General features: G+C 59.2%; 20 protein-coding genes. 18 read left to right on the forward strand and 2 right to left on the reverse strand.

Features of this window, described 5'->3' with window-relative positions; translation table 11 throughout:
* The first annotated feature begins 1 nt into the window (after nucleotide 1).
* The 3 genes from AT6N2_RS23025 (at nucleotide 2) to AT6N2_RS23035 (ending at nucleotide 4819) form a co-directional block, all read left to right on the forward strand.
* On the forward strand, nucleotides 2–937 hold the full coding sequence (locus AT6N2_RS23025) for a 2-hydroxyacid dehydrogenase (RefSeq protein WP_209091608.1): 936 nt from the start codon (nucleotides 2–4) through the stop codon (nucleotides 935–937).
* A gap of 229 nt (nucleotides 938–1166) precedes the next feature.
* Nucleotides 1167–3341, forward strand: coding sequence for a putative bifunctional diguanylate cyclase/phosphodiesterase (locus tag AT6N2_RS23030; RefSeq protein WP_209091610.1), 2175 nt, complete (start codon nucleotides 1167–1169; stop codon nucleotides 3339–3341).
* Nucleotides 3342–3775: 434 nt separating this feature from the next.
* Complete coding sequence (locus AT6N2_RS23035; RefSeq protein WP_063951680.1) at nucleotides 3776–4819, forward strand: porin; 1044 nt, start codon at nucleotides 3776–3778, stop codon at nucleotides 4817–4819.
* A gap of 189 nt (nucleotides 4820–5008) precedes the next feature.
* On the opposite strand, the gene AT6N2_RS23040 is transcribed toward AT6N2_RS23035, so the two are convergent.
* A complete protein-coding gene (locus AT6N2_RS23040) occupies nucleotides 5009–6526 on the reverse strand; it encodes an amidohydrolase family protein (protein ID WP_209091612.1) in 1518 nt (505 codons plus the stop codon).
* Between the two features lie 164 nt (nucleotides 6527–6690).
* Between AT6N2_RS23040 and AT6N2_RS23045 the strand changes: the two genes are divergently transcribed.
* From AT6N2_RS23045 to AT6N2_RS23075, 7 genes are all read left to right on the forward strand, one after another.
* Nucleotides 6691–8256 (forward strand): ABC transporter substrate-binding protein, encoded by a 1566-nt coding sequence (locus tag AT6N2_RS23045; RefSeq protein ID WP_063951682.1) that lies wholly within the window; start codon nucleotides 6691–6693, stop codon nucleotides 8254–8256.
* Nucleotides 8257–8467: 211 nt separating this feature from the next.
* The gene (locus AT6N2_RS23050; protein ID WP_209091614.1) at nucleotides 8468–9436 is read left to right on the forward strand and encodes an ABC transporter permease; all 969 of its coding nucleotides are present in this window, start codon (nucleotides 8468–8470) and stop codon (nucleotides 9434–9436) included.
* Between the two features lie 18 nt (nucleotides 9437–9454).
* Complete coding sequence (locus AT6N2_RS23055; protein ID WP_209091615.1) at nucleotides 9455–10402, forward strand: ABC transporter permease; 948 nt, start codon at nucleotides 9455–9457, stop codon at nucleotides 10400–10402.
* A 5-nt stretch (nucleotides 10403–10407) separates the two neighbouring features.
* The gene (locus AT6N2_RS23060; RefSeq protein ID WP_209091616.1) at nucleotides 10408–11601 is read left to right on the forward strand and encodes an amidohydrolase family protein; all 1194 of its coding nucleotides are present in this window, start codon (nucleotides 10408–10410) and stop codon (nucleotides 11599–11601) included.
* Nucleotides 11601–13094, forward strand: coding sequence for an amidohydrolase family protein (locus AT6N2_RS23065; protein WP_209091617.1), 1494 nt, complete (start codon nucleotides 11601–11603; stop codon nucleotides 13092–13094). The genes AT6N2_RS23060 and AT6N2_RS23065 overlap by 1 nt, the downstream gene beginning before the upstream one ends.
* Entirely contained in the window at nucleotides 13087–14070 is a 984-nt protein-coding gene (locus tag AT6N2_RS23070; protein ID WP_209091618.1) for an ABC transporter ATP-binding protein, read from the forward strand. Before AT6N2_RS23065 ends, AT6N2_RS23070 begins: the two co-directional genes overlap by 8 nt.
* The gene (locus tag AT6N2_RS23075; protein ID WP_209091619.1) at nucleotides 14067–15089 is read left to right on the forward strand and encodes an ABC transporter ATP-binding protein; all 1023 of its coding nucleotides are present in this window, start codon (nucleotides 14067–14069) and stop codon (nucleotides 15087–15089) included. The genes AT6N2_RS23070 and AT6N2_RS23075 overlap by 4 nt, the downstream gene beginning before the upstream one ends.
* An 8-nt stretch (nucleotides 15090–15097) precedes the next feature.
* Here AT6N2_RS23075 and AT6N2_RS23080 read toward each other — a convergent pair whose 3' ends face one another.
* Complete coding sequence (locus AT6N2_RS23080; RefSeq protein WP_209091620.1) at nucleotides 15098–15775, reverse strand: GntR family transcriptional regulator; 678 nt, start codon at nucleotides 15773–15775, stop codon at nucleotides 15098–15100.
* Nucleotides 15776–15904: 129 nt separating this feature from the next.
* On the opposite strand from AT6N2_RS23080, the gene AT6N2_RS23085 reads away from it, so the two are divergent.
* From AT6N2_RS23085 to AT6N2_RS23120, 8 genes are all read left to right on the forward strand, one after another.
* Nucleotides 15905–16534 carry a flavin reductase family protein gene (locus AT6N2_RS23085; RefSeq protein ID WP_209091621.1) on the forward strand — a complete coding sequence of 210 codons (630 nt, stop codon included), beginning with the start codon at nucleotides 15905–15907 and terminating at the stop codon, nucleotides 16532–16534.
* A gap of 21 nt (nucleotides 16535–16555) precedes the next feature.
* Nucleotides 16556–17278, forward strand: coding sequence for an aspartate/glutamate racemase family protein (locus AT6N2_RS23090; protein ID WP_209091622.1), 723 nt, complete (start codon nucleotides 16556–16558; stop codon nucleotides 17276–17278).
* A 100-nt stretch (nucleotides 17279–17378) separates the two neighbouring features.
* Entirely contained in the window at nucleotides 17379–18314 is a 936-nt protein-coding gene (locus AT6N2_RS23095) for a LysR family transcriptional regulator (RefSeq protein WP_209091624.1), read from the forward strand.
* Between the two features lie 103 nt (nucleotides 18315–18417).
* Nucleotides 18418–18897, forward strand: coding sequence for a formate dehydrogenase subunit gamma (locus AT6N2_RS23100; protein ID WP_063951690.1), 480 nt, complete (start codon nucleotides 18418–18420; stop codon nucleotides 18895–18897).
* Nucleotides 18894–20450, forward strand: a complete 1557-nt coding sequence (locus AT6N2_RS23105; RefSeq protein ID WP_209091626.1) for a formate dehydrogenase beta subunit — start codon at nucleotides 18894–18896, stop codon at nucleotides 20448–20450. Before AT6N2_RS23100 ends, AT6N2_RS23105 begins: the two co-directional genes overlap by 4 nt.
* 4 nt (nucleotides 20451–20454) lie before the next feature.
* Nucleotides 20455–23337 carry a formate dehydrogenase subunit alpha gene (gene fdhF, locus AT6N2_RS23110; protein WP_063951692.1) on the forward strand — a complete coding sequence of 961 codons (2883 nt, stop codon included), beginning with the start codon at nucleotides 20455–20457 and terminating at the stop codon, nucleotides 23335–23337.
* Nucleotides 23338–23409: 72 nt separating this feature from the next.
* Complete coding sequence (locus AT6N2_RS23115; RefSeq protein WP_063951693.1) at nucleotides 23410–23754, forward strand: formate dehydrogenase subunit delta; 345 nt, start codon at nucleotides 23410–23412, stop codon at nucleotides 23752–23754.
* 109 nt (nucleotides 23755–23863) lie between these two features.
* Nucleotides 23864–25516, forward strand: coding sequence for an OFA family MFS transporter (locus AT6N2_RS23120; RefSeq protein ID WP_063951694.1), 1653 nt, complete (start codon nucleotides 23864–23866; stop codon nucleotides 25514–25516).
* Nucleotides 25517–25529 lie beyond the last annotated feature (13 nt).

A 25529-nucleotide genomic window follows, 5' to 3' on the forward strand; every position in this document is an offset into this window, starting at 1 on the left:
CATGACCACTGAAATCCTGCAACTGTGCCCGCTCATCCCGGCACTGGAAGAAGAACTCGCGCAGCGCTTTACGATACATCGCCTGTTTGAAGCCGCAGACAAAGCTGCTTTCCTAGCCAGCCACGGCGGCGCAATCCGCGGCGTTGTCACTGGCGGCCATATCGGTCTGCCTGCGGATATAGCTGCTGCGCTCCCCAGCCTTGAAATTGTCGCCATTAATGGGGTGGGTTTCGACAAGGTCGATCTGGCTGAAGCCAGAAAACGGGGGTTTCATGTTTCCAATACGCCCGACGTGCTGACGGCGGATGTGGCTGACCTTGCGCTGGGCCTCATACTGGCACAGGCGCGAAAGCTGCCGCAGGCGGACCAATATGTCCGCACCGGTCAATGGCTGAAAGGCGACATGGGCCTTTCCACACGGGTGGCCGGTCGCCGCTACGGCATTTTCGGCCTTGGCCGCATCGGTCAGGCGATCGCAAAGCGGTTGGAGGGTTTTGACGGGAAGATATCCTACACCGCCAGAAGCCGACGTGAGGTCGCTTATGATTATTACGGCAGCATAGAGGACCTTGCTGCCAATTGCGACGTCCTCATCATCGCCGCCGCTGCCACCGCCGAAACACGGCACGTCGTCAATGCCGATGTGCTGAGGGCACTAGGGCCGCAGGGCATACTCGTCAACGTGGCGCGCGGTTCGCTGGTGGATGAGAAGGCGCTCATCGAGGCGCTATCGAAAGGCGCGATCGGCGGCGCGGCGCTGGATGTGTTCGAAGAAGAGCCGCGCGTGCCTGAAGCGCTGTTTGCCTTCGATACGGTCACCCTTGCTCCGCATGTCGGCAGCGGCACGCACCAAACCCGGCGTGCCATGGCAGATCTGGTTCTCGCCAATCTTGACGCGCATTTTGCCGGTCAGGAATTGCCGACCCCTGTCGTTTGATACAATTTCTGAACACTGGCCATTGTTACGGCGCGGATTTTGTCCGCGCCGTTTCGCGTGACGCATCCACCGATCTGCTCTCGGTCCCGGAAAGACGGCGATTTACGCCTCGTTTCGACCCGCCGTTCACATTTATATAATATGTATAATCCTACTATTCTGCTTTCTTATAAAGCAATGAGGCGGAGTGGTGCGTTCCAAAGGCCCGAAGACACCCGAGCAGACCCGGATGTCGCGAAAAACTCGCAGGAGTGCCACGCCAGCCTCAGCTGCCGTTCGCGAAAACACCAATCCATCCGACCGGCACGCCCTTCTGGAAGCGATGATCGATCACGTGCCGGATTTCATTTACGCCAAGGATCTGGAAGGGCGCTTCCTTTTCGCCAATCGTGCCATCGTCAATGAGAACGGTTTTGACACGGTCGAGCAGCTTATCGGGCTCACCGACTACGAGATCCACGGGGAAGCGGCCAATATCGCCGGCATTCCCGACACCGAATCGCGCGTGATGCGCACTGGCAAGGCGGATCTTGGATATGAAGAACGGGCCATGCGTGGCGATGTTGATCGCTGGCTCATGATGTCCCGCGTGCCGCTTAGGGACAAGGCGGGCAACATCATCGGTGTGGTCGGCGCCTCGCGGGATATCACCCAGAAAAAAGCGTCGGAAAGACTGCTTCAGGCACAGGCGCATATTCTCGAAATGATTGTCGCGGCCGCCCGCATCGAGGATTTTCTCGAAGAATTCGTCAAGGCTATTGAAAATCTGGCAACCGGATTGGCCTGCGCCGTGCGGGTATTCGATGCTGCGGAGGGAGAACCGTCCGTTTATGTTTCGCCGGCTCTGGCGCAGCAAAAGGGACTGATCGCCCTTCTCTCCAGCGTCAGCGACCCCGACGGCCTTACCCACTCCGCCGAAGATGTGGCCTTTAGTTTCGATATCCCCGAAAGCGGAGGCAAGGCGCACGGTTTCGTCTGGTGTATGCTGGCCGGCCGTCTGCCGGATCCTGCGCTCCTCGAGTTCATCGGCGCGGCGGCGCGCATGGCGGGCCTTGCCATTGACCGAAAGAGGGCAGCGGAGCACATCGCGTTTCTCGCCGATCACGATATGCTGACCCGGCTGCCGAACCGCCGTTTTCTCGATACGAGGCTACCTGAAATATTGGAGACGGCCGGGAAGACGAAGGGAAGGGTGGCCGTCTGCTTTCTTGACCTCGACAATTTCAAGCAGATCAACGATACGCTCGGCCACAGCATCGGGGACGCGCTTCTTTCAAAGACCGCGTCGCGCATTGCCAGAGCGCTGCGTAAAAGCGATCTGGTTCTGAGGGTTGGCGGCGATGAATTCGTCATCGTTCTTGACGTACGCCAAGAGGATGTCGAAACCCGGCTGCACCGCATCCGCGCTGCTGTTTCACAACCTCTGCGTATCGGCAATTACGATATCAAGGTCACATGCAGCATCGGAATGGCGTTTTTCCCGGAGCATGGAAAGAACACGGCGGAGATCGTCGCGGCCGCCGATCTTGCCATGTATGAAGCCAAACATAGCGGGCGTGACAAGATTGCCACCTTCACCCCCAACATGGCGGAGGATCTGAAAAAGAAGGTCAACCGCATCGAGGAACTGCGCAAAGCCGTAACGCGCGACGAGTTCGTGCTGCACTTCCAGCCGCAGATCAATCTTGCGAGCGGCGTAATGAATGGTGTGGAAGCGCTGGTGCGCTGGCAGCACCCGACGGAAGGTCTGCTTGCTCCCTCGGAATTCATCGGACTTGCGGAAGAAACCGGCCTGATCGTCGAACTCGGCGAAAGCATCCTGCGCAAGGCCTGTCATCAGGCGCAGGCATGGGCCGCCGCCGGGCTTCCGCCCGTCAAGATGGCGGTCAATATTTCGCCGCGGCAGTTTCAGGGCGGGCTGGTGGAACAGATAAGGGCCGCGCTGAAGGAAACCGGACTCCCGGCATCGCTTCTGGAAATCGAAATCACTGAGACGCTCATCATTCAGGACGTTGACGCATCCGTGCGCATCATGCGGGCCATCAAGGACATGGGCGTGAGCCTCGCGCTGGATGATTTTGGGGTCGGTTACTCCTGCCTCGGTATGCTCAAGACCTTTCCTCTCTCCTGCATGAAGATCGACCGCTCCTTCCTCGCTTACCTGCCTGGTAATGCCAAGGACAGTGCCATCGTCTCGATCATGATCCAGCTTGCCAGCTCGCTGGGTATCGATGTCATCGCCGAAGGCGTGGAGACCGGTGAGCAGTCCAAATTTCTGCGGGACGCCGGGTGCCCCTGTGGTCAGGGCTATTATTTCAGCCCGCCGGTGCCCGCTCAGGCGATCGCGGCCATGCTGGCGCAAAGCTCGATTTTCCCAAACGGGGCATCCGAAGCCAGCCGCTAAATTGCGGCACATTGCTGACCATTTAAGAACGGACGTGCGCCCCGACCTGGGTGGCCGGCGTTTCCTGTCATCGCCTTTTCTTGTTTCCCAACTGCAACATCCCCACGGCAGCATAAGTCGCAGCTTTCGCGGCCCGGCGACACCGTGCTGCCCACCTGCTTCGATTAAGTATATGATAAAATAAGGCATCAGCAATTTAGTATAAAAATATAGAATAAATAATTAATTACTTTACTTACAACTTTTAATTTGTTGTAATTTTACTACGACATTCTGATCAATACTTTATCGGTATTTCGATTTTGACGATTTGAATTGCGAGTCGCTGATGATTTCCGTCATTTGCTCAGTCAGCGCAGGGGAGGCGGGCGGCAGGGAAAGACCAGCCCTCAAATTTGCGCACTCGTTGAAAAATTTTTGACTGGAGATTTCAAATGAACATCAAGAGCCTTCTCATCGGCTCCGCTGCGGCCCTCGCAGCAGTATCCGGCGCTCACGCTGCCGACGCTATCGTCGCTGCTGAGCCTGAGCCCCTGGAATACGTTCGCGTTTGCGACGCTTTCGGCGCCGGCTTCTTCTACATCCCAGGCACCGAAACCTGCCTGAAGTTCCAGGGCTACGTGCGTTTCCAGACTGACTTCGGTCGCGATAAATCCGGCAAGTCCGACTGGGACTCCTTCACACGTGCGCAGTTCGAAGTTGACACCCGCACCGACACCGAGCTCGGTGCTCTTCGTGGCTTCATCGGCTTCCAGGGCAATGCTGACACCGGATCGGCAGCCGCTTCTGCGACCAATTCCAATGATAAGGGTTCGGCGGTTTTCGTTGACCAGGCCTTCATTGAACTCGCCGGCCTCAAGGTTGGTAAGTTCACCAGCTGGTGGGACGATGGTATTGGTGGTGAAACCGACGAACTGTCGTCGAACTCCAAGTTCAACTCCATTCGTTACACCTATGACGCAGGTTCGTTCTGGGCTGGCGTTTCGGTTGACGAGCTGGAAGGCATTTCTGTTGGCTCCTTCAACAAGAGCGACAACAATGTGGGCGTAGCTGCCGGCGTTGGTGCAAAGTTCGACAGCGTATCCTTCGCTCTTATCGGCGGTTATGACACCGATCGTGAGAATGGTGCCGTTCGCCTCATCGCAGAAGCTGGCGTTGGTCCGGGCACGCTCGCTCTGGCTGGTGTCTGGGCTTCCGGTGCAAACGCGTATTACAACGTTTCCGAATGGGCCGTTGCTGCATCCTACGCCCTCAAGGCAACCGACAAGCTGAAGATCACTCCCGGCGTTCAGTATTACGGCAGCTATGGCCTCGCTTCCTGGGATAATTTCTCGAACAACGATGCCTGGAAGGCCGGTCTGACGGTCGATTACAAGATCACCGACGGCCTCTCCACGAGGCTGGCGGCGAACTACCTCGACGTCGAAAAGAAGCCTGAGGCTTGGACCGGTTTCGTTCGTCTCGAGCGTTCGTTCTGATCCTATGAATAAAAAATATAGTTGGGTTAGGCAACTCAGATCCACCCTGTTCCCGGACAGGTGAGCCACTAGCTCCAGTCAAAGTTCCTGACATGATGTCAGGTTTGCTTCCCGGTCCACTCCAGGCCGGGGAGTTTTTGTCGTGAAGCTGACGGTATTACAAATGAGGATTTGCCGTAGCCTGTTGATCTATGGGTTCTGATCGAGTCCATGCTCCCCCGCGCGGTACCTTGCATCTTCCGGTGGACGCGGAGGGTGCACCGGTTCGTCAAATGTGCGCAGCAGGCGGCCCCAGCCGGGATCATGCATATGTGATCTCAGCCCGGCCCGCTCCGCCAGCGCCGTGGCTTCCTGCTGGCCAAAGGCAATGGCAGCATCGACATCTGCCGTCAGGACCCGTCCGTTTTCCATCAGCAACTTGCCGTCCACAAATACGGTATCGACATCGCTTCCGAGAACCTGATGCACCAACCGATGAACAGGCATCCACATGGGCATGAGGTGCGGTTTGCGCATATCGATGATGACGACGTCAGCCTTCTTGCCGATTTCGAGCGAACCGATCTCGTCCTCCATGCCGATGGCATGGGCGGCATCGATCGTGATCATCTCAAATATCTTGCCGGGCGGAAGCAGGTAGCGGTCGTGATTATGCAGGAGATGTTGCGTGAACTGTGCCAGGCGCGCCGTCTGCAACATGTCGAAATGGCGGCTCGGGGCTGCACCATCGGTGGTGATGGCGACACGAATGCCTTTCGACATCATGTCCATGATGGGGGTCGCGCGGCCCGGTGGCGCGTGGGTCACGCGGGTGCCGGTTTGCGCCAAGATGTCGATCTCGTCATGGGAGATGCCCCAGCAGTGCTGAAGGTGAATGTCAGGCCCGAGCAGGGCATTTTCCTTGTCCTGGAACGCCATGCGGATTTGCCCGGCAAAGGCGTCAGAATGAAGCCTCACACCTGTCTTGCGCGCCATCTCTCGTATCCGGCGGGCCTGCATCCTGTCGCCTTCGGTCAGTTTCACAGCCTGATCGGGTGTCGATGCATTTGATGGTTCGACCGAAGGCACGATGGTGAAAGGCGTGAGAAAAACGCTGATACGGCCATCGGCGCCGCCGTGCAATGCTTCGATCACCGCTTCGCTGCCCTCCATCATCTCGTCGAAGCTCACGTCGCGACGCTCTGGCGAACCGCTCTCCCACCGCGTAACCTGATGCGGCCAGGGCAGGCCCGACGGCCCAACGCAGATGATTTCGCGAAGGCCGATTTCGCTATAGGCGCGGGCATGGTTGATGGCGAAGACGGGGTCATCCGCGCGTGGCATCGAGGAGATGATGCTCGCCCCGGTCGTCACCCCGGCGCGCAACCGTTCAATGCCGGAAATCAACCCGTCCGCATACCAGTAATCGCGGGTCACGTAGTGATAATAGGTGGGGGTGATGATTTTCATCCACATTGCATTGGTGTCCGCTGCAATGCTGCGAAGAAGCGCGTGGCCAGCATGGCCATGAGCATCGATCAGGCCGGGGATGATCAGCTTTCCCCGGCAGTCGATATTTTGTTTGTCGGTGTGCCGAGACTGGAGATCTTGCGCAGCGCCGATGTCGACAATCCTGTCGCCCTCGATGGCCAATCCGCCGTCTTCAATCATGCGTCTCTCTCTGTCGACCGTGACGATCGTTCCGTGCAGCAGCAGAAAGCCTGTCATATTTCGTCCTCCCTGAATTTCAGCCCGTATCCAAAAACATACGATGTTGAGTACGATAATTGTCAACAATATTATTGACAATAAGCCTGGGCGAAACAATACTCCCTCTGCCAGACCGGACCGCCTTGCGGTCTTTCAACGATTTATAAAAAAGGGGGGATCAAATGTCCCGTATCAGAAGTTTCGTCCTGGCGGCCATGGCTGCCGCCGCCATTGCCGTTCCCGCCAATGCCGAGACCCTTCGCTGGGGCGGTCGCGCCGATCTTTATTCACTAGACCCCTATTCGGTGCCGTCGACGTCCAACCTGGCTTTTCTGAACCATATTTACGAGGGCCTCGTTCGCTACGGGCCGGATTTTCAGATCGAGCCCGCACTTGCCACCGAGTGGAAGCTGATTGATGGAAAGACCTGGCGCTTCACCCTGCGCAAGGGTGTGAAGTTCCATGACGGCGCAGACTTTACCGCCGATGACGTCGTCGCATCTTTCACACGCGCTTCGGACGCAACCTCGCCGCTGCGTGGCAATATTCCGATTTACGCTGGCGTCAAAAAGGTCGACGACTACACGGTTGACCTCGATGTCAACGCGCCTACCTCGCTCTTTCTGAACGACATAACCAACATCTTCATTTTCAACGCCAAGTGGTTGAAAGATAACAATAGCGAGAAGCCTACCGACTTCGCGTCGAAGGTTGATGGCTACACCACCATGCACACCAATGGGACCGGCCCCTTCAAGCTGGAGAGCCGCGTTCCGGACAGCAAAACTGTTCTCGTTGCGAATGAAGGCTGGTGGGACCAGAAGAAGCACAATCTCGACCGCATCGAATTCGTGCCTATTGCATCTGCTGCGACACGCGTTGCGGCACTGCTGTCGGGTGAAATCGACCTGATCGATTCCGCTCCGATCCAGGATTTGCCGCGCCTGGAATCCTCGCCCAATATCTCGGTCAAGAAACGCACCGAGCTTCGCACGCTCTTCATCGGCTTCAATCGCCGCGAAAAGCTCGAGAATGGCCAGCCGAATCCCTTCAATGATCTGCGTGTCCGTCAGGCCTTCGAAGCATCGATCGATCGAGACCTGATTAACAAAAAAGTCATGCGTGGTCTTGCAAGACCTTCTGGTTCGCTGATCGCGCCCGAAATTGCGGGCTACGCCAAGTCGCTTGATACCTTTGAACCGGCCGATCCGGCCAAGGCGCAGAAGCTGCTTGCCGATGCCGGCATGAAGAACCTCGCCTTCACCTATACCTGCATGAATGACGAGAGCGTCAATGAGGAGGATATCTGCTCGGGCGTTGCCAACATGTTGAAGCGCGGCGGTTTCCAGCCGACCATCGATATTGCGCCACGTTCAGTGCAGTCACCCAAGCGCAATGGCGGCAAGGCTGACGTCTTCAACCTCAGCTGGGCGAACGAGCCGACGCTGGACGCCTTCTCGATGCTGTCGCAGATCCTCTCCACCCGCAAGGGTGCGATGGGCGTCTCCAATTATGGCGGCTGGTCCAACCCGGAAATTGACAAGCTTGTCGCGCAGGCGGCGCAGGAGCAGGACAATACGAAGCGCCTGGCGCTTGAAGAAGCTGCGCTGAAGATTGCCAAGGACGAGACCATGCTCGTGCCGTTGCACCAGCAGCCGATTGCCTGGGCTATGCTGGCCAAGGTCAAAAGTGTCGACTTCCGTGCCGACAACAAGCCACGCCATTGGCTGACCCAGGTCGACAAGTAAGACGCGTTGTTGAGGCGCCGGCCACAGGCCGAGCGCCTCAGTTGCTTAGCGGTTAACCGGTCCGGGATCAGGGTGAATCCGCGTCGAAATTGTCGACAAAGTTGTATGTTGTTGCGGCTAAGTTAGGCCGTGAAATCTTTGGCCCATCTCTGGAAGAGAGTGATCGAACCTGAAAGCCCGCGTGGCTCAGGCTCGCGTCCGAGAGGTAACAATGCTGGTTTTCATCATCAAGCGTTTGGGAAATGCCGTGCTCGTCATGCTTTCCGTCGCGCTTTTCGCCTTTCTCATTTTTCGGCTGGCGGGCGATCCCGTCGAACTGATGGTCGGCGAACAGACCTCGCAGGAAGATCGTGCCGCGCTACGTGAACGGCTGGGCCTCAATGACAGCCTGCCGACCCAATATCTGCGATTTGTGAAAGATGCAGCGGAGGGTAATTTCGGTGTTTCCTACCGCAATGGGCAGCAGGTTCTACCGTTGATCGCCGAAAGGTTTCCCGCAACGCTTGAGCTGGTGCTGGTTGCCACCATCATATCGCTGGTCGTCGGTCTGCCTCTCGGCGTTCTGACGGCGATCCGGCGCGGAAAATGGTATACGGAGGGCCTGCAATTCCTGTCGATTGTCGGCGTTTCGCTGCCGAGCTTCGTTGTCGGCATCCTACTCATTCTGGTCTTTTCCGTTTCCCTCGGCTGGGCACCGGCCTTCGGTCGCGGCGATGTCGTTCAGCTCGGCTGGTGGTCGACGGGGCTATTGACGTCATCCGGACGCGCGGCCCTCATTCTTCCGGCCATTGCACTTTCGCTGTACCAGATAACCCTCGTCATGCGTCTGGTGCGAGCGGAAATGCTTGAAGTTCTGCGGTCCGATTTCGTGAAATTTGCACGGGCCCGCGGTATCCCACGCTGGCGGATCTATTTCCGTCATGCGCTGCGCAACTGTCTGATGCCGGTGGTGACATTGACGACGATGAATGTCGGTTCGCTCATCGCCTTCGCGCTCATTACGGAAACGGTGTTTCAGTGGCCGGGCATGGGCATGCTGTTCATCCAGGCGGTCACCTTCCTCGATATCCCCGTCATGGCGGCCTATCTCTGCATCATCTCCTTCATCTTCGTTGTCCTCAACACGTTCGTCGATATCGCCTATGCGGTCATCGATCCGCGTCTGCGCGCCGCGCGCTAACCGAAGGGAGCCGGTTTCATGACAGACCTTTCGCAAACGGAAAAACCTGCCCGCCGGTCGCTTTTTAGTCGCATGCGTGACAGCGATCTCTACTGGTCCTTCAGCCGCAGCAAATCGGCAAAGATCAGCGCGCTCATCCTGACAATCCTCATCCTCGCCGCTGTCTTCGCGCCGTGGATTGCACCCCAGAATCCCTATGATGGCGCATCGCTGGACATGTGGCAGGCCGAGCTGCCGCCGATCTGGCAGGAGGGCGGCGAATGGCCGTTTCTGCTTGGAACGGATACGCAGGGACGCGACATGCTCTCGGCCATTCTTTACGGCACACGCATCTCCATCGTCATCGGCGTTGCCTCCGTGCTGCTTTCGCTCGTCATCGGCATGACGGCAGGTCTGGTGGCGGGGTACTTCGGTGGTTTTGCCGATGGCCTGCTGATGCGCATCGGTGACATCACGCTCTCCATCCCGACCATTCTCGTCGCCATCCTCGTGTCAACAGTCGTGCGGCAAATGCTGCCCGACAATCTGCGTGAGGTCGGTGCATCCGCCGTGCTCATTCTCGCCATCGCCCTTTCCGCATGGGTGCAATATGCCCGTACGGTGCGCGCCCAGGCCAGCGTCGAAACTGGCAAGGATTATGTTCAGGCGGCAAAGCTGATCGGGGTCCCCGCCCGCCGCATCATGGCGGCGCATATCCTGCCCAATACGCTGACACCGATCATGGTCGCGGCAACGCTCAATTTCGGCATGGCGATCCTTACCGAAGCAACCCTGTCCTTTCTCGGCATCGGCATGCCGCCCAGCCAGCCGTCGCTCGGCACATTGATCCGCATCGGCAACCAGTTCCTGTTTTCCGGCTCCTGGTGGATCGTGCTGTTCCCTGTCTTCCAGCTCTGCCTGCTCGTCGTCACCGTCAACCTTCTGGGTGACTGGCTGCGCGATGCGCTCAATCCAAAACTGAGGTGAGTTCCATGCACGATCTTCTTCTTCGCAACGTACGGCCCATGGCGGGAGAAGCCTGCGATATCATGATCAGGAACGGCAAGATTACCGGCTTCGGAAAGTTCGACGCCGAACCCGGCATGCCGATTGAGGATGGCAAGGGAGCAATTGCCGTCCCCGGTCTTATCGATGCCCATACGCATCTGGACAAGACGACGTGGGGCATGCCCTGGCACGTCAACAATCGTGCTGCGATCCTGCGCGAGCGGATCGATTTCGAGCGGGAAAACCGCGTTCAGATCGGCATCGATCCGCATCGCCAATCCATGCGCCATGCCATCGGGCTTGCGGCCAATGGCGGCACCCATATTCGCAGCCACGTCGATATCGACCCGACCCATGGGCTGAAGCTGGTCGAAGGCATCTGGGAAACACGGGAAAAGCTTGATGGCATCATCGATATCGAGGTCGTCGCCTTCCCGCAATCGGGCGTCATGGTCATGCCCGGCACGGTGGAGCTTCTCGATGAAGCCTTAAAGCAGGGCTGCGAGGTGCTTGGCGGCATCGATCCCTGTGGCATTGACCGCGATCCCAAGGGTCAGCTGGACATTCTTTTTCAGCTCGCGACAAAACACGGCGTGCCGATCGATATTCATCTGCACGAAGCCGCCGACCTCGGCGCCTTCACCATGGAGCTCATCTTCGAGCGCATCCGGGCAAACGGCATGCAGGGCAATGTTGCCATCAGCCACGCCTTCGCGCTCGGCATGAATGACTATCTTCGCGTCGGTAGGCTGATCGACGAGATTGCGCGGCTTGATGTCGCCATCCTGACGACGGGTGCGCCATCGGCAAGCGTGCCATCGATCATGCGCCTCAAGGAAGCGGGTGTGCGCGTTGGCGGTGGCTGTGATGGTATCCGCGATACATGGGGTCCGTGGGGACAGCCGGATATGCTGGATCGCGCCAAGATCATCGGCATGAAGAACGGCCTGCGTTCGGATATCGAACTTGCTCATGTGCTCCATGTCGTTTCCAAGGGCGGCGCCGATGTCATGGGCGTTGAAGATTACGGCCTGGAAATCGGCTGCGCTGCCGACTTTACCCTCTTGACCGGTGAAACGCTGGCGCAAGCCGTTGTCGATATCGCCCCCCGGCCACTGGTCGTCAAAGGCGGCCGCGTTACGGCGAGAGATGGCAAAGCCATTGTGGAGGCGCCGTGATGAGCGATGTTCTCAATTCGTTGCAACTTGGCAAAAGGCCGGAAGGACGGACGTTGCTCACAGCCAGCTGGGTTGTAGGGCACCGGGACGGTTCGCACCGGCTGCTTAAAAGCGGCGAAGTTGTTTTCGAAGACGGCGAAATCGTCTTTGTCGGGCATCGATTTCCCGGAGAGGTCGCCCAGCGTATCGATTTTGGCAATGCGCTCGTCAGCCCCGGCCTGATCGATCTCGATGCGCTTTCCGATCTGGATACGACGATCCTCGGCATCGATCATCATCCGGGCTGGGCGAAGGGTCGTGTCTGGCCGCGCTCCTATGTCGAGGCTGGTCCTTACGAAATGTATTCCCCGGAAGAGCTTGCCTTTCAGAAGCGTTTCGCCTTCGGGCAGTTGCTCCTAAACGGCATCACCACGGCAGCCCCCATCGCATCGCTGTTTTATCGCGAGTGGGGGGAGACCGTGGCGGAGTTCGATGCTGCCGCGGATGCTGCCGGCGAACTTGGCCTGCGCGTTTATCTCAGCCCCGCCTTCCGTTCGGGTGGCATGGTGCTTGAGGAGCCGGGCCGCATGGTTCCGGTCTTTGATGAGCAGCGTGGCCTTCAGGGCCTCGCCGACGCGATCGCCTTCATCGAAAAGCAGAGTGGAAGGCACGGCGATCTGGTGCGCGGCATGCTCGCGCCGGATCGGGTGGAAACCTCCACTCTTGCGCTCATAGAGCGCACCGATGCGGCTGCCCGAGACCTCGGCTGCAAGTTCCGTCTCCATATGGCGCAGGGTGCCATGGAGGTCGATACGGTTCGCAAGCTCCACGGCTCGACCGCGCCAGTCTGGCTTGCCAAGGCGAGCCTGCTCAGCGAAAGGCTGATCGCCCCGCACGCCACCAATGCGACGGAGGAAGACCTGGCACTCTATGCGAAAAACGGCGTCTCCATCGTCCACTGTCCGCTGGTCTCGAGCCGTGGTGGCAGCACGCTCTCATCCTTCTCTTCCTGCCGCAAACGTGGCATCAACATTGCGATGGGAACGGATACGGCCCCGGCGGACATGTTGATGAATCTGCTCGTAGGGCTGATCACCTGCCGCATCAATGACGGTGCTCCGGACCAGATCCGCTGTGCCGATCTTTTCGATGCGGCCACACTTGGCGGCGCGCGTGCGCTTGGCCGGTCTGACCTTGGCCATCTTTCGCCGGGTGCTAGGGCAGATATTGCTGTCTTTGACCTCGACGACACCGTCATGGCGCCGAGCATCGATCCGATCACCACGCTGGTGACTGGCGGCTCGGGCAAGGTCACGCGGGCTGTTTTTGTCGACGGCCGTCTATCGATGCGCGAAAGGCAGGTCGCCCACATCGACATGCGGCGTGCCCGTGAACAGGCGCAGGCGCAGTTCGATCGCCTGATTGCAAAATATCCCGAACGGAGCTGGGCAAATCCGCCCGTCTCCGAAATTTTCCCTCCGAGCTATCCGGTGGAGGTTGCCCAGCATGGTTGACATGAAACAATCGGTCATCGATGTCCGTAATCTTAAGGTCGAGTTTCCCGGTCGTCGCGGCACCGTCACCGCGCTTTCTGATATCAGCCTTTCGATCCGGCCCGGCGAAATCCTGGGCGTTGTCGGGGAATCCGGCGCCGGTAAGTCCATGACGGGGCTCGCCATACAAGGCCTGCTCGAGAAACCCGGCCACATCGCCGATGGTGAAATCTGGCTCGGGTCGCGCCGTATCGATCAACTGGATGACCGGGCGATGGAAAGCATTCGCGGCCGTGAGATCGGTGCGATTTTTCAGGACCCGCTCACCTCGCTCAATCCACTCTTTACGGTCGGTGCGCAGCTTGTCGAGACGATCCGCCAGCACCTGCCGCTGTCGAAAGCGGATGCCCGTGCACGGGCTGTTCAACTGTTGAAGGATGTCGGCATTCCGTCGCCTGCGGATCGTATCGATCATTATCCGCACCAGTTTTCCGGCGGCATGCGCCAGCGTGTCGTGATCGCACTCGCGCTCGCCGCCTCTCCGAAACTCATCATTGCCGATGAGCCGACGACGGCGCTCGATGTCTCGATCCAGGCGCAGATCATCTCGCTGTTGCGGCGGCTGTGCAAGGAAAAGCAAACGGCGGTCATGCTCGTCACCCACGACATGGGCGTCATTGCCGAGGCTGCCGACCGGGTGGCGGTGCTTTATGCCGGCCGGCTGATAGAGGTGGGACCGGTCGAGCAGGTGCTGCACGAACCGCGCCACCCCTATACGCAGGGCCTGATGGCTTCGATTCCCTCGCTTGGTGCGCGGGTGGAGCGGCTGAACCAGATCGACGGGGCGATGCCGCGTCTCGATGCGATCCCGCCCGGATGCGCATTCAATCCCCGCTGTGGATTTGCCGGGCCACGCTGTCGGCGGGAACGGCCTGAACTCGAAACCGTCGGCAACGGCGCCAGTGCGTGCTGGTTGAATGCAGGAGGCACAGCATGACACGATCCGCATCTCAAAAGGCAGCAGTGGGCAAGCCGGCCTTGACGGTGAAGGGCCTGACGAAAACCTTCGACGTTTCCGCCCCGCTGCTCAACCGAATTATCGAGCGCAAACCCCGGCAATTTGTCCAAGCCGTCAACGATATCGACTTTTCCGTTCCGGCCGGCGGCTGTCTTAGCATTGTCGGCGAGAGCGGCTGCGGCAAGTCGACCGTCGCCCGCCTCGTGACAGGGCTTTTCCGGCCAAGCGCCGGCGAGTTTCGTTTCGCGGCAGGCGGCAAGGGCAAACCCCTGTCGGCGCAGATGATCTTTCAGGATCCCTATGCCTCGCTCAATCCGCGCTGGCGGGTAAAGAACATCATCGCAGAGCCAATCCGTGAACTGAAGCTGCGCGCGACCAAGGCCGAAACGATGGCGCGCGTGGAGGAACTTCTAAACACTGTGGGGCTGTCGGCCTCTGACGGCGAGAAGTTTCCGCATGAATTTTCCGGCGGCCAACGCCAGCGCATCTCCATTGCCCGCGCGTTGGCGAGCGAACCGGAATTCCTCGTCTGCGACGAGCCGACATCGGCGCTCGATGTTTCGGTGCAGGCGCAGGTGCTGAACCTCATGCGCCGCCTGCAGGATGAACTCGGCCTCACCTATCTCTTCATCAGCCACGACATGAGCGTTGTCCGTCACATGTCAGACCGTATCGCGGTGATGTATCTCGGGCGGATCGTGGAGGAGGGCGATACGGAAGAGCTCTTTGCCAATCCGCGCCATCCCTATACACGGCTGCTTCTCCAGACGATCCCCAATATCAAGACGCCGCAGCGGGACCGGGAGATCGTTGCCGGAGAAGTGCCAAGCCCTCTGAAGCCACCTTCGGGTTGCGCGTTTCATCCGCGTTGTCCGCTGGCAACGGCGCAATGTTCGGCAGAAGTGCCTAAGGTGAAAAGCCTCGCCAACGGCACGCGGGTTGCCTGTCATCTGGTCGAAGATGACACGCAATGGGCGGGCGAGCGACAAAGCGCCTGAGCGGAAGATCAGCCGAGCGCGGCGCGCAGGTCGTGGGAAAGGTCACGGATTTCGCTGAGATCGAGTTCCGCTTCCACATGCTTAAGGTGGTGGGTCATCAGGTGGATGGCCCGCGACGGATCGTTGTTGGCAATCGCATCGACGATTTCCGCATGTTCGTCCGGGCCGCAGTTGAAGCGATCCGTGTTACGGTAAACGGCGGTAATGAGCGACGAGCGGGAAATGAGGTCGCGCATGGTGGTGAAGAGGAAGTCGGAACCGAGCGTTTCCGCAAGCAGAAGGTGGAACCCGCCGGAAAGCTTGATGATGTCGGTCGTGACGTTTTTGGCATTGGCCACACGCTCTTTGGCCACGTGGTCGCGTAGCTTCTTGAGATCTGTCTTGGTGGCGGATTTGCACAGTCTTTCGACCACGCATTGCTCGACGGTACGGCGCACGAAGAAGACATCGCGGGCTTCCTCGACCGACGGTTTGGAGACAAAAGCGCCGCGATTGGGAACGATGGTCACCAGTCCGTCACGCTCGAGAACGGACAATGCCTGGCGGATTTTAGCACGGCTGACGCCAAAGATTGTCGCCAGTTGCTCTTCTTTCAGCTGCACGCCCGGACGCAGCCGGCGTTCGGCGATCGAAAGCCATACTTTCTCGACAATCTGCTGCGTGGACGGGCCGGGCTGCTCGCTCATTCGACATACTCCCCAATCGCCCTAGAGAAGCGTGATGTGAATGAAAAAGTCAACTGTATCAACGGGATTTTGGTTGCAACATTGTCAACAATATGAAAGATAATTGTAGACTATAATAGGATGCCGATCATGGAATTCGATTTCAGCGCGCTTGAGCCCCAGAGCCGCTACCGCCTTCTGACGAATTTTATCGGTCCGCGACCGATCGCGCTTGTGACGACGCGTTCTGAAGCCGGCCATAACAATGCAGCCCCGATGAGCTTCTTCAACGTCTTTTCGCATGATCCGCCCATCGTCGTCCTTGGCATTCAGCCGAACGTCAGCGGCGAGGAGAAGGACACGATGGTGAATATCCGCCGCACCGGCGAGTTCGTCGTCAATATGGTCGATATGGCGCTTTCGGAGCAGATGCTGATCTGCGGCCTCGGCTTCGACAATGAAGTTGACGAAATGTCGATGGCCAAACTTACGGCCATGCCGTGCAACAAGATCGATGCGAGTTATGCCGAGCAATCGCCTTGTGCATTCGAATGCAAGGTGGAACGACTGATCGATTACCCCCGCCGCACACTGGTGCTCGGCGAAGTGGTGCACATGCATGTTCATAACGAATGCCTCGATGAAGAGGGACGTTATGTCGATGCCGATCGCTATCAGCCGATCGCCCGGCTTCACGCCGACAACTATATCACCTCGGACCGCCAGTTTGTTTTGAAGGCGCCATCAATCACCGATTTCACCGCGCCTGACGGCAAGTGACAGCTCATCAGGATGCGTGCGATGCATATTCGTTTGATCAATCCCAATTCCACCGCTTCTATGACCGCGCAGGCCCTTGATAGCGCGCTACGGGTCAAGCAAAAGGAAACGCAAGTCTCTGCGACAAATCCGGTCGACACCCCCGTCAGTATCGAAGGGCAGGCGGATGAGGCCATGGCCGTTCCCGGGCTTCTGGCGGAAATTCGCAAGGGCGAGGGGCAGGGCGTGGACGCCTATGTGATCGCCTGTTTCGATGATCCCGGCCTTCATGCCGCCCGCGAAGTGGCGCAGGGGCCTGTCATTGGCATCTGCCAGGCGGCCGTGCAAGTGGCGATGACGATCAGTCGCCGCTTCTCCATCATTACCACGCTACCTCGTTCCATTCCTGTTATCGAGGATCTTGTGGAGGACTACGGCGCGCAACGTCATTGCCGGAAGGTCCGGGCAATCAATCTGCCGGTTCTTGGCCTCGAAGAAGACCCAGCGGTCGCGGAAGCCCTGCTTCGTCGCGAAATCGAGGCCGCCAAGCGTGAGGATGCGGCAGAAGCGATCATTCTCGGCTGCGCCGGCATGTCCTCGCTCTGCGACCGGCTGCGCGACGCCACAGGTGTTCCGGTCATCGATGGCGTGACGGCGGCGATCAAGCTTGCCGAAGCTCTTGTTGGTGCCGGCTACAGTACCTCGAAGGTCAACGCCTATGACTATCCGCGCGTGAAGGGGCCCGCTCTCGTGGCCTGCGCCTAGTTTGCAGGAAAATGCTTGCGGCCATTTGCGGGCGCTTGCGCCACGTTCTAGTGTTCTCCCGCGCACACCGGTCAATTGAGCGCGCCGCGGGGGAGAGCGTATGATCGACAAGCTGGAATTTTTCATTGCATTGGCACGGGCTGAACATTTCGGCCGGGCGGCGGAGGAATGTGGTGTCTCCCAGCCCAGCCTGTCGGCGGCAATCCGGCAGTTGGAGGATCAACTGGGCGTCGTTCTGGTGGTGCGCTCGGCACGGTATCAGGGGCTGACACCGGAGGGCCAGCGTGTTCTGGAATGGGCGCGCCGCATCGTTGGCGATACCCGCACCATGCGTGAGGAAATGCGCGCTGCCCGCAAGGGGCTTGCCGGACATATTCGCCTTGCTGTCATTCCAACGGCGCTCGCCATGGTGCCGCGATTGACGGAATCGTTTCAGGCGCGCCATCCCGATGTGACTTTTTCCGTCACGTCACGCACCTCGCTGCAGGTCTTGAGCCAGATCGAAAACCTCGAGATCGATGCGGGAATCAGTTACCTCGACAATGAGCCACTTGGGCGCGTGACCACTGTCCCGCTTTATTCTGAGCGATATCACCTCATTGCCGCTGCCGGAACGCCGCTTGCGGATCAGGAAAGTGTTACCTGGAAGCAGGTTTCCAGTCTTAGGCTTTGCCTATTAACGCCGGATATGCAGAACAGGCGCATCATCAACAAGCACATGGCCGAGGCGGGGGTGGAGGCTAAACCGACGCTTGAATCCAATTCCATGATCGTGCTGTTTTCCCATATCCGCACCGGACAATGGGCTTCAATAATGCCGCGTAACCTTGCTGAATCCTTCGGTTTTCCGAAGCAGATCAGGATCATTCCCATCACCGATCCGGAACCCGAGCATCTTGTTGGTTTGATCGCCACCCACCGGGAGCCACACACGCCTCTGGTTTCTGCGCTTCTACACGAGGCACGTCAAAGGGCAGCGGAAAAGGCGTTTGATAGGCATCTCCTATCAGACGACGGAAACGCCTTATTGACCTGATCCACCCGGCTTCGCCATTGTTTATACACGCAGGGGGCTGCGGCGTGCTTGATGAAAGTCTTGGTCGCCATTCCTGCCCCTGTCGGTTTGGGAGGACTGGCTTATGAATATCAGAGCGGTTGCCGCGGATGAGGCGGCCCGTGTTTCCGCTGTCATTGACGAATTTCTTCACCTGGAAGGGCCTCTGCTGCCCATCCTGCACGCGGTGCAGGAAGAATTCGGTTATGTCCCGGAAAGCGCCAAGCAGATCATCGCATCCGCGCTGAACATCTCGCGCGCTGAAGTTCATGGCGTCGTTACCTTCTACCCCGATTTTCGCGATCATCCTCACGGACGTCATGTGCTGAAGCTCTGTCGCGCCGAGGCTTGCCAGTCGATGGGTGGCGAGCCTCTTGCGGAAACCATCAAGTCCCGGCTCGGCCTCGACTGGCACGAAACCGCGCCTGATGGGTCCGTGACGCTGGAGCCGGTTTTCTGTCTCGGGCTCTGTGCACAGGCGCCGGCCCTGATGCTGGATGGCGAGGTCCATGCCCGTCTTGATGAGGACTGTCTTAGTCACATTCTGACGGAGGCACGCCGATGAGTGTCACCGTTTTTGTTCCCGGCGATTCTGCGGCCCTTGCCGTTGGCGCAAATCGCGTTGCCGATGCCATCGCCCGCGAAGCCACTGTCCGCAACCTCGACGTCCATATTGTCCGTAACGGCTCGCGTGGCATGCTCTGGCTTGAAGTGCTGGTGGAAGTGCGCACCGAGCATGGCCGTATCGCCTATGGCCCCGTCAAGGCGGGCGATGTCGCCTCGCTTTTCGAGGCCGGTTTTCTGACCGGCGGCGACCACCGCCTCTGTCTCGGGCCGACAAAGGACATCCCGTTCCTGAAGGGTCAGACGCGTCTCACATTTGCCCGGTGTGGCGTCACCGATCCCTTGTCGCTGGAGGATTATCGCGCCTATCAGGGCATGAAGGGTCTTGAAAAAGCTGTGGCGATGGCCCCGCTCGATATCGTTGCGGAGGTAACCCAGAGCGGCCTGCGCGGACGCGGCGGCGCTGGATTTCCCACGGGTATCAAATGGAAGACTGTCGCTGACGCAGTCGCCGACCAGAAATATATCGTCTGCAACGCGGATGAGGGCGACAGCGGCACCTTCGCCGACCGGATGATCATGGAAGGCGACCCCTTCGTTCTGATCGAAGGCATGGCGATTGCCGGCTTGGCCGTTGGCGCGACCAAGGGCTTCATCTATACGCGTTCAGAATATCCCTACGCCATCAGGGTCATGGAAAAGGCGATCGAGATCGCAAGGCGTGAGGGAATTCTCGGGTCCTCCGTCCTCGGGTCAGGCCGCGCGTTTGACATCGAAGTGCGCATGGGCGCGGGTGCCTATGTCTGCGGCGAGGAAACCTCGCTCCTGAACAGCTTGGAAGGCAAACGCGGTACGGTGCGTGCCAAGCCGCCGCTACCCGCCCTGCAGGGCCTGTTCGGCAAGCCGACGGTCGTCAACAATGTGATTTCGCTGGCCTCCATTCCCGTCATCATGGATCGCGGTGCGGCCTTCTATCGCGATTTCGGTGTCGGCCGGTCGCATGGCACCATCCCGATCCAGCTTGCTGGCAATTTGAAACATGGTGGGCTTTACGAAACCGTCTTCGGCCTGACGCTCGGGCAACTGGTGAACGATATCGGCGGCGGCACGATCACCGGCCGTCCCGTGAAGGCCGTGCAGGTGGGCGGTCCACTCGGTGCCTATTTTCCGGTGTCGCTGTTCGACACGATCTTCGACTATGAAGCTTTTACGGCGGCTGGTGGATTGATAGGCCATGCCGGCATCGTGGTGTTCGATGATACGGCAGACATGCTGCATCAGGCTCGGTTCGCGCTGGAGTTCTGCGCCGTCGAAAGTTGCGGCAAATGCACGCCCTGTCGCATCGGCTCGACACGTGGTGTCGAGACGGTGGACAAGATCGCGCTCGGGATCGAGCGAGAGAAAAACACCGCGCTACTGGAAGACCTCTGCGAAACGATGAAATTTGGGTCGCTTTGCGCGCTGGGCGGTTTCACGCCCTATCCCGTGATGAGCGCGCTCCGGCATTTCCCTGCTGATTTTGCCCCCACCCCACGTGTTGAAGCGGCGGAGTAAGACCATGGCCCTTGTAACCGAATTCGACTACGGCACCCCCAAGTCCAACGCTACCGATATGGTGACGCTCACAATCGACGGCCGCCAAGTGACCGTTCCCGCGGGAACGTCGATCATGCGCGCCTCGCGCGAAGCGGGCATCGATGTGCCGAAACTGTGCGCCACCGACATGGTGGATGCCTTTGGCTCGTGCCGGCTCTGTCTCATTGAGGTGGAGGGCCGCAACGGCACCCCCGCCTCCTGCACCACGCCTGTCGCTGCCGGTCTCGTCGTGCACACGCAGACCGAGCGGCTGAAGCAGATCCGCAAGGGCGTGATGGAGCTTTATATCTCCGATCACCCGCTCGACTGCCTGACCTGCGCCGCCAATGGCGATTGTGAATTGCAGGACATGGCAGGCGCCGTGGGGCTTCGCGACGTTCGCTACGGCTACGAGGGCGACAACCACGTCAAGGCCCGCACCGGGGAGGGCGATCTTAATGCCCGTTGGATGCCGAAGGACGAGAGCAATCCCTATTTCACCTATGACCCGTCCAAATGCATCGTCTGTTCGCGTTGCGTGCGGGCCTGCGAGGAAGTGCAGGGAACCTTTGCGCTGACGATCGAGGGCCGTGGGTTCGAGAGCCGTGTATCGCCCGGCGCGCATGAGGCGTTTCTCGATTCAGACTGTGTTTCCTGCGGCGCCTGCGTGCAGGCCTGTCCGACCGCGACGCTGACCGAAAAATCCGTGATCGAGATTGGCCAGCCGGAACATTCGATGGTGACCACCTGCGCCTATTGCGGTGTGGGCTGCTCCTTCAAGGCGGAAATGCGCGGTGAAGAGCTGGTGCGCATGGTGCCGTGGAAGGACGGGCAGGCTAACCGCGGCCATTCCTGCGTCAAAGGTCGTTTTGCCTATGGTTATGCGACCCACAGGGACCGCATTCTTAACCCGATGATCCGCGAGAACATCGGCGACCCCTGGCAGGAAGTAAGCTGGGATGCGGCCTTTGCCTATGTCGCTTCGGAGTTTCGTCGCATTCAGGGCAAGTATGGCCGCGAGTCCATTGGCGGCATCACCTCGTCGCGCTGCACGAACGAGGAGACATTCCTTGTCCAGAAGCTCATTCGCGCCGGGTTTGGAAATAATAATGTCGATACCTGCGCCCGCGTCTGCCATTCGCCGACGGGTTATGGCCTCGGCCAGGCCTTCGGCACGTCCGCCGGCACGCAGAACTTCGACAGTGTCGAGCAATCCGATGTGGTGCTTGTTATCGGCGCCAACCCAACCGACGGCCACCCCGTTTTCGGTTCGCGACTGAAGAAGCGGCTGCGTCAGGGCGCAAAGCTGATCGTCATCGATCCGCGCCGCATCGATCTCGTCCGCACGCCCCATGTAGAGGCTGCTTTCCACCTGCCACTGTTGCCGGGCACCAACGTTGCCGTTCTGACGGCTCTGGCGCATGTGATCGTCACCGAAGGGCTGTTCAATGAGGCCTTCATTCGCGAGCGCTGCGACTGGTCGGAATTCGAGGACTGGGCTGCTTTCGTAGCCGAGCCGCAGCACAGCCCGGAAGAGACGGAACGTTTCACCGGTGTTCCCGCGGAAGATTTGCGCGGGGCAGCCCGGCTTTATGCCAAGGGTGGCAATGGCGCGATCTATTACGGTCTTGGCGTCACCGAACACAGCCAGGGTTCAACGACCGTCATGGCGATCGCCAATCTCGCCATGGCGACCGGCAACATCGGCCGTCCCGGCGTGGGCGTCAATCCGTTGCGTGGACAGAACAATGTGCAGGGATCCTGCGACATGGGGTCCTTCCCGCACGAGCTGCCGGGCTATCGCCATATCTCCGATGATGCGACGCGCGATGTGTTCGAGAAACTCTGGGGTGTGAAGCTCAACAACGAACCGGGGCTGCGTATTCCCAACATGCTGGATGCCGCTGTCGATGGCAGCTTCAAGGGCATCTATATTCAGGGCGAGGATATCCTCCAGTCAGACCCGGATACCAAACACGTCTCCGCCGGGCTTGCCGCCATGGAATGCGTTGTGGTGCACGATCTCTTCCTGAATGAGACGGCGAATTATGCGCATGTGTTCCTGCCGGGTTCCACCTTCCTCGAAAAAGACGGCACCTTCACAAATGCCGAGCGCCGCATCAACCGCGTGCGCAAGGTCATGTCGCCGAAGAACGGTTACGCCGACTGGGAAGTGACCCAGAAGCTGGCGCAGGCCATGGGTCTTGCATGGAACTACACCCATCCCTCGGAGATCATGGACGAAATCGCGGCGACGACGCCAAGTTTTGCCAGCGTTTCCTACGCCTATCTGGAAGAAAAGGGTTCGGTGCAGTGGCCCTGCAACGAAAAATTCCCCGAGGGTTCGCCGATCATGCATGTGGACGGCTTTGTCCGCGGCAAAGGCAAGTTCATCCGCACGGAATATGTGGCGACGGATGAGCGCACGGGGCCGCGCTTCCCGCTGCTCCTCACGACCGGGCGCATCCTGTCCCAATACAATGTCGGGGCGCAGACACGGCGCACCGAGAACGTCGTCTGGCACGAGGAGGATCGTCTGGAAATTCATCCGCACGATGCTGAACAGCGCGGGGTGAAGGATGGCGACTGGATCAAGCTCGCCAGCCGCTCGGGCGACACGACGCTGAGGGCGCTGATTACCGACCGCGTGGCGCCGGGCGTGGTCTATACCACCTTCCATCATCCCGGCACGCAGGCGAACGTCATTACCACCGATTTCTCCGATTGGGCGACCAACTGTCCGGAATACAAGGTGACGGCGGTTCAGGTTTCTCCCTCGAACGGTCCGACGGAATGGCAGGAGGAATATGATGCGCTTTCGCGTCAGTCCCGCCGCATCGCCGGCAAGCTGGAGGCTGCGGAATAATTCGGGAGCCGGGCTTGTCCCGGCCTTCTCATCATGTGGCGTCTGGACGCGAGCCGGCGCAGGGAGCAGATCATGTTACTCAATCACACGGACGAAAAGCTGGTGAGGATGGCAAACCAGATTGCGACGTTTTTTCTGTCGCAGCCGGACGATATCCGAGTTGATGGCGTTGCCACCCACATCAACAAATTCTGGGAACCGCGCATGCGGAGGCGCTTCTTTGAGATGGTGGACGCCGGAGCCGGTGATTTCCTGCCGCTCGTCATCGCAGCGTCCAAAGAAATCAGGAGGCCTGGCGAACCGGAGGGCGATGCCGTGGGCCTTGGTGATGATGCAAAGGGCGCTCCGGGCGGCAAGGGACCGATTGCCGGTGAATCGTTGTCGGAGCCGAGCGTGCCGGAAACGTCACGCGCTTGAGACGGGCGAGACGAATCAATACAGGCCGTGCGGGATGAGGTGCGGCGTAACGAGTGACGCCTGGCGGGGCGAATGAAATGTCCTGACATCCATGAGGGAGGAAATGTCGATGGCAGTAGCAGGCGCAACGGCGGGAGGGGCAACCCAAACCGGTTTGCTGGACCGTGAACGAATAATCGCAACACCGGGTTTTAATCGTTGGCTGGTGCCCCCAGCCGCCCTTGCCATCCATCTGTGCATCGGCATGGCCTATGGTTTCAGCGTTTTCTGGCTGCCGCTGTCAAAAGCGCTGCCGGCTGCCGATCCCAGCTGCTCCAGTCTGACGCTGATCGGGGCGCTGTTTACCACTGAGTGCAATTGGCGCGTGGCGGATCTCGGCTGGATTTATACGCTCTTCTTCGTACTTCTCGGCTGCTCTGCCGCCATATGGGGTGGGTGGCTGGAGCGCGTTGGCCCACGCAAAGCAGGCTTCGTTTCCGCCTGCTGCTGGTGCGGTGGTATTCTGGTCGCCGCTATCGGCGTCATGACCCATCAACTCTGGCTGATGTGGCTGGGAGCAGGTGTCATCGGTGGCGTCGGGCTTGGCCTCGGTTACATCTCGCCGGTGTCCACCCTGATCAAATGGTTTCCGGACCGTCGCGGCATGGCGACAGGCATGGCCATCATGGGCTTTGGCGGTGGTGCCATGATTGGCGCACCGCTTGCCAACCTGCTGATGAACTATTTCAAGACCGAGACTTCGGTAGGTGTCTGGCAGACATTTGTCGTTATGGCGGTGATCTACTTCGCTTTCATGATGGCCGGCGCCTTCGGTTATCGCATTCCGCCCGCCGGCTGGCGTCCGGAAGGCTGGACACCACCGGCGGCAAAAAGCGCGATGATCACAACGCGCCACGTCCATCTGCGCGATGCCCACAAGACGAAGCAGTTCTGGCTGATCTGGGCGGTGCTCTGCCTTAACGTGTCGGCTGGTATCGGCGTTATCGGCATGGCCTCGCCAATGCTGCAGGAAATTTTTGCGGGTTCTCTCATCGGCCTTCCGGGTGTCGGTTTTGCCGATCTCGATGCCGGACAAAAGGCGCAGATTGCGGCGATTGCAGCCGGCTTCACCGGCCTGCTTTCGCTCTTTAACATCGGTGGCCGCTTCTTCTGGGCCTCCATGTCCGACAAGATCGGCCGCAAGAACACCTACTTCTGCTTCTTCATCCTCGGCATCATTCTGTACGCGCTCGCACCGACGCTCGCGACGATGGGCAACAAAGCGCTCTTCGTCCTCGCCTTCGGCATCATCCTGTCGATGTATGGCGGTGGTTTTGCAACGATCCCGGCCTACCTCGCCGATATCTTCGGAACTCAGTTTGTCGGCGCAATCCATGGCCGTCTGTTGACGGCCTGGGCGACTGCCGGCATCGCGGGTCCCGTCGTCGTCAACTATATCCGCGAAGCGCAGATTGCTGCCGGCGTGGCTCCCGGGCCTGCTCTTTACACCAGCACGATGTATATTCTGGCGGGTATGCTGGCGATTGGCCTTGTCGCAAATGCCTTCGTCCGACCGCTCTCGGAGAAATGGTTCATGTCTGACGCTGAAGTTGCCGCACTTCAGGCGAAGACAGCGGCTGCCAATGCAGGGCCGACCGGTTCGTTCGGCATCGGCCGCGGCGGTTTTGACGCCAAGGCGGCCCTTGCCTGGGCAGCTGTCGGAATTCCGCTTCTTTGGGGTGTCTGGGTCACCGTGAAGAGCAGTCTCGTTCTTTTCGGCTGATCGTTCCTGCGAA

This window comes from Agrobacterium tumefaciens (assembly GCF_017726655.1).
GTDB classification, from domain to species: Bacteria; Pseudomonadota; Alphaproteobacteria; order Rhizobiales; family Rhizobiaceae; genus Agrobacterium; species Agrobacterium tumefaciens_B.